Genomic DNA, 2,610 nt, shown 5'->3' on the forward strand with positions numbered 1-2,610 from the left:
TCCGGATCGTAGCGATAGACTTCAAAAATTCTCTTTGCCATTTCGATTTCCTTGCGCTTTCCTTAGAAGGTACGCGCCTTCGGCGGCACCGATTCGACCGTCAGCGGCTTCATCTGCACCGGCTTGTAATCCAGGCGATCGCCTTCGCTGAACCACAGCGTGTGACGCATCCAGTTCTCGTCGTCGCGATGCTCGTAGTCGCTGTGCGCATGCGCGCCGCGGCTCTCCTTGCGCGCTTCGGCCGAGACCATCGTCGCGCGTGCCACTTCGATCAGGTTCGCCAGTTCCAGCGCCTCGACCTTCGCGGTGTTGAACACCTTCGACTTGTCCTTCAAGTGCACGTGCTTCACGCGCTCGGCCAGCTCCGCGATCTTGTCGACGCCCTCTTCCAGCAGCTTCGACGTGCGGAACACGCCCGCATGCGCCTGCATCGACGCGCGGATGTCGTTGGCGATGTTCTGCGTGTATTCGCCCGACGTGGACTTCTCCAGCACCGCGAGACGTTCCATCGCGAAGTCGGCGGCATCGGCCGGCAGCGGCTTGTGCTCTTTCAATTCCTTCGCGTGCTTGACGATGTGATTGCCCGCGGCACGCCCGAACACGACCAGATCGAGCAGCGAGTTCGTGCCCAGACGATTCGCGCCGTGCACCGACACGCACGAGCATTCGCCCACGGCATAAAAGCCATTGACCGGATCGTCGTAGCCCTTCGCGGTGCCCACGACCTGACCATGCATGTTGGTCGGAATACCGCCCATCTGATAGTGGATGGTCGGCACGACCGGAATCGGCTCCTTGATGCAATCGACGTTCGCGAACTTCAGCGCGATCTCGCGAATCGACGGCAGACGCTTCATGATCGTTTCCGCGCCGATGTGCGACAAATCCAGCAGCACGTGATCCTTGTTCGGACCCACGCCACGGCCTTCCTTGATCTCCTGGTCCATCGAGCGCGAAACGAAGTCGCGCGGCGCGAGGTCCTTCAGCGTCGGCGCGTAGCGCTCCATGAAGCGATCGCCGTTGGCGTTGCGCAGAATGCCGCCTTCGCCGCGCACGCCTTCGGTAATGAGCACGCCCGCGCCGGCCACGCCGGTCGGGTGGAACTGCCAGAACTCCATGTCCTGCAGCGCGATGCCCGAGCGCGCGGCCATGCCGAGGCCATCGCCGGTATTGATGAACGCATTCGTCGATGCCGCGAAGATCCGCCCCGCGCCGCCCGTGGCGAACAGCGTGGTCTTGCCTTCGAGGATATACACGTCGCCCGTTTCCATTTCGAGCGCGGTGACGCCGAGCACATCGCCGTCGGCGTCGCGGATCAGATCCAGCGCCATCCATTCGACGAAAAAGTGCGTCTTGGCCTCGACGTTCTGCTGATACAACGTGTGCAGCAACGCGTGACCGGTACGGTCGGCCGCGGCGCATGCGCGTTGCACCGGCTTCTCGCCATAGTTCGCCGTGTGGCCGCCGAACGGACGCTGATAGATCGTGCCGTCGGCGTTGCGGTCGAACGGCATGCCCATGTGTTCGAGCTCGTAGACGGCGTTCGGCGCTTCACGGCACATGAACTCGATCGCATCCTGGTCGCCGAGCCAGTCGGAGCCCTTGATGGTGTCGTAGAAGTGATAGTGCCAGTTGTCTTCGCTCATGTTGCCGAGCGACGCGCCGATGCCGCCTTGCGCGGCGACCGTATGCGAGCGCGTCGGAAATACCTTCGACAGCACCGCGACGGACAGACCCGCGCGCGCGAGTTGCAGCGATGCGCGCATGCCCGATCCACCCGCGCCGACGATGACCACGTCAAAGCGACGACGCGGCAGGGAAGTCTTGATTGCAGCCATATTCTTTAAACTCTCCAGAGAATCTGTGCAGCGTAGCCGGCGCATCCGATGAGCCACAGGATCGTCAGCACTTGCAGCAGCAGGCGCAGACCCATGGGCTTCACGTAGTCCATCCAGATGTCGCGAATGCCGACCCACGCGTGATAGAAGAGGCAAAGCAGGGCTACGAACGTGGCGAGCTTCATCCACTGGGTCGCGAAGATACCCGCCCAGCCTTCATACGAAAAGTTGTGCGCGCCGAAGAACCAGAAGAGAAGAATGACGGTGTACACAGCCATCACGATTGCGGTGACGCGTTGCGCGAGCCAGTCGCGCAGACCGTAATGCGCGCCGACGACCAGGCGCTTCGAGCCGACTCGATTTTGCGTTGCCATGTTTAAAACACTCCGAAGATCTTGAGGGCCATCGCGAGCGTGAGCAACAGCGAAACGATCAGCACGATGAGCGCGGTCTGCCGGCCGCCTTCCTTGCTGACTGCGACGTGCGTGTCGAGCAGCAGATAGCGAATGCCCGCGCAGAAGTGATGCAGATACGCCCACGACAACACGAGCGTGACGATCTTGACGATGGGGTTGGCGAGAAAGCCCTTGAACGCGTCGAACGAGATTTCCGACGTGAGGCTCTGATCGAGCAGATACAGAATGAACGGCAGACACACGAAGAGCAGCAACCCGCTCACGCGATGCAGAATCGATATCTTGCCCGCAAGCGGCAAGCGATACTTCGCGATATCGCCGATCCCGATGTTCCGGTATTCCGGCCTTGGTTTTTT

Annotated in this window: 3 protein-coding genes; all 3 read right to left on the bottom strand. The window is 61.4% G+C overall.

Annotated features, from left to right (window positions below):
* Positions 1–62: 62 nt before the first annotated feature.
* Entirely contained in the window at positions 63–1,838 is a 1,776-nt protein-coding gene (sdhA, locus tag AWB82_RS36465; protein ID WP_086974083.1) for a succinate dehydrogenase flavoprotein subunit, read from the bottom strand.
* A gap of 5 nt (positions 1,839–1,843) precedes the next feature.
* A complete protein-coding gene (sdhD, locus tag AWB82_RS36470) occupies positions 1,844–2,212 on the bottom strand; it encodes a succinate dehydrogenase, hydrophobic membrane anchor protein (RefSeq protein ID WP_086974084.1) in 369 nt (122 codons plus the stop codon).
* 2 nt (positions 2,213–2,214) lie between these two features.
* A partial coding sequence (gene sdhC, locus AWB82_RS36475; RefSeq protein WP_096031488.1) for a succinate dehydrogenase, cytochrome b556 subunit occupies positions 2,215–2,610 on the bottom strand: 396 nt, incomplete at its 5' end.

The organism is Caballeronia glebae (assembly GCF_001545035.1).
GTDB classification, from domain to species: domain Bacteria; phylum Pseudomonadota; class Gammaproteobacteria; order Burkholderiales; family Burkholderiaceae; genus Caballeronia; species Caballeronia glebae.

Bases quoted from the DNA above. Each gene is read 5' to 3' on its own strand.
- sdhA (WP_086974083.1), bottom strand. From the start codon at position 1,838: ATGGCTGCAATCAAGACTTCCCTGCCGCGTCGTCGCTTTGACGTGGTC.
- sdhD (WP_086974084.1), bottom strand. From the start codon at position 2,212: ATGGCAACGCAAAATCGAGTCGGCTCGAAGCGCCTGGTCGTCGGCGCG.